The 2772-nt window shown below is 32.6% G+C and carries 3 protein-coding genes; all 3 read left to right on the top strand.

Translation table 11 applies throughout. The features are described 5' to 3' along the window. Nucleotides 1-80: 80 nt before the first annotated feature. On the top strand, nt 81-1319 hold the full coding sequence (locus tag FPG59_RS15420; RefSeq protein WP_086455436.1) for an efflux RND transporter periplasmic adaptor subunit: 1239 nt from the start codon (nt 81-83) through the stop codon (nt 1317-1319). A gap of 90 nt (nt 1320-1409) precedes the next feature. Continuing rightward, nucleotides 1410-2111, top strand: coding sequence for an ABC transporter ATP-binding protein (locus tag FPG59_RS15415; RefSeq protein WP_086455435.1), 702 nt, complete (start codon nt 1410-1412; stop codon nt 2109-2111). 198 nt (nt 2112-2309) lie between these two features. After that, nucleotides 2310-2772 (top strand): ABC transporter permease (locus FPG59_RS15410; RefSeq protein WP_254906721.1); only part of this gene is annotated, 463 nt, incomplete at its 3' end.

Here is a 2772-nt window from a genome sequence, read left to right as displayed (position 1 = left end):
TTAAAAACCTGATAATAAGATTATTATAGTTTTTAATTTTCTGGTACGATTATCCTAATAGACTATACAAACAATAAGCAATGGACACCAAAATCGTACGTAAAACTAACAAAAATAAGTATCTTTTAATCGTTTTGCCAATTATCTTACTCTTTGGGTATTTTGTTTTTACATCAGCTACCAAAAAAAGAAGTTTGAACGTAAAAAAAGTTGAAATTACGATTAAGACCGTTGAAAATAATTTTTTCGAAGATTTTATGTCATTTCAGGCAAAAGTAGTTCCTATAAATTCAATGTTAGTGAATATCATTGAAGGCGGAGCCATTCAGGAAATATTTGTCGAAAACGGTGACATGGTTATAAAAGGACAACCATTGGCACGATTGTACAATCCCAATGCAGAACTGTCGTACATGCAACAGGAAACGGCCATTATTGAACAAATCAATAATTTGAACAAAGCCAAACTCGATTTGAGAAATCAGGAATTGAATTTAGAAAAAGACTTGATTGCTATTGAACACGATTATTTGGATGCCAAAAACTCATTTGAATTGGATCAAAAACTTTTTGAACAGGAAATACTTTCTAAAAATGAATGGGAAAAGACCCAAGAAAATTATCGTTTTCAAAAAGAGCGTATGAATATTATCAAAAAAAGTGTCAAAAAAGAAAAATTAGCAAATCAAGTCCAGATTGGACAATTGAATCAATCCATTGGTTTCATGAATAAAAGTTTGGATATTTTGAGAATGAATAAAAAAAATTTCCTTATCACAGCGCCAATTTCTGGAAGACTTTCTTCCTTTGAACCTATTCTTGGGAAAACCTATGCGCAAAATACAAGTATTGGTTCTATTGATGATAGGAAAGGCTATAAATTGATAGCAGACATCGATGAATTTTATTTGGATAAAATTGCAGCGCAACAAAAAGGAGCAGTAGATTTTGAAAACAAATCCATCGAAGTTCAAATAACCAAAGTGATTCCGGAAATTAAAAACGGAAGGTTTCAATTAGAATTGGATTTTGTTTCAACTGAAAAATTAGATTTAAAACAAGGATTGAGTTTTGGCGTAAAATTAAACCTGTCAGAAAAAACCAAGACGGTAGTCCTTTCTAAAGGAAGCTTTAACGAAGAAACGAGCGGGAAATGGATTTTTGTAGTCAATGGCAACAAAGCAGAGAGAAGAACAATTAAATTGGGCAGAGAAAATCCATTATATTATGAAATACTCGGCGGATTGAAAGCAGGTGAAAAAGTAATTACCTCATCGTATAAAGACTATAAAGAAGTCGAAGTTTTGAATTTGGAATAAGTAAAAGAGTATAGAAGAAAGAGCATAGAAGAAAGAGTAAAGAGTAAAGAATAAAGAGAAACAATAAACATCAATCAAAAAACGAATAGTATGATCACAATTAAAAATCTTTCAAGAGTATTTAGAACCGAAGAAGTGGAGACCATGGCATTAAGCGAAATTTCATTAACCATTAATCAAGGTGATTTTGTTTCGATTATGGGGCCATCGGGAAGCGGGAAGTCCACTTTATTGAATATTGTTGGGTTGCTAGACAGCGCTTCGAGCGGGAGCTATCAGTTACTTAATCAAGAAATGATTGGGCTGAAAGAGAAAGAAAAATCGAAAGCCAGAAAAGAAAATATTGGCTTTATTTTTCAGAATTTCAACCTGATAGACGAATTATCAGTTTATGACAATATCGAATTGCCGCTGATTTACAATAAAGTTCCATCCTCTGACAGAAAGAAAAGAGTAGAAGCAATCGCTGATAAATTAGGAATTTCCCACCGATTGAAACATTATCCGCAACAGCTTTCTGGAGGACAGCAACAGCGTGTAGCCGTAGCAAGAGCCTTAATAAACGACCCAAAAATCATTCTTGCTGATGAGCCTACAGGAAATCTGGACAGTAAAAATGGAAATGAAGTAATGGAATTATTGACCGATCTGCATGCCAACGGTGCCACAATATTAATGGTTACACATTCTGATTATGATGCTTCTTTTTCGCAGAAAACGATTCTAATGAAAGATGGAGCGGTCATTTCTGAAAAAACAAATCAAAGAAATGTTGATGTTTTTAAAGTATAAAAATGATAACCATCCTCATATCAATCGTCACAATCGTTTTTGAGCTGCTTTGCAAAATACTTTTGTAAACATCATTAATTTTTCATCAATCAAATCAAAATTAAATCAATCAAAAAAGTTATGATTCTCAACTGGATAAAAATATTTATTTATCACTTAAAGCAAAACAAATTGTTTTCTTTTCTCAACGTTTTGGGTTTGAGCATTGGTATTGCAAGCGTGATTTTCGCCATTTTATACTGGAATGACGAACAAAGTTATGATGCTTGGAATCCTAATAAAGAAAATGTGTTTTTGGTCGCTAATCAAATGAGCGAAAATACATTTTGGGCATCGAGTTCAGCTCCAATAGGGGCTGCGATAAAAGAGAAATGCTCAGAAGTAGCATCGTATTGTTATTTAAGTGGAAATTATGAAAGCGATCTAATTCGGTTTAAAAATAAGAAAGTGCAATCGAGCAAAATCGTATTAGCACAAAAGAATTTTTTTGAATTTTTCCCTTTTGAATTTATTGAAGGAAACCAAAAATCAGCGTTACCAGATGAAAATAGTATCAGCTTGTCAGAAGATTTAGCTTTGCAGCTTTTTGGAAAAGAAACTGCTTTAGGAAAAGAAGTTCTGTTTCAGAATAAAAAACTTATTGTAAGAGGCGTTTATAAAA

Source organism: Flavobacterium sp. FPG59 (assembly GCF_002150205.1).
Lineage (GTDB): Bacteria > Bacteroidota > Bacteroidia > Flavobacteriales > Flavobacteriaceae > Flavobacterium.
The sequence above is the reverse complement of the archived record's forward strand: the minus strand, read 5'-3'. Positions and strand labels throughout refer to the sequence as shown.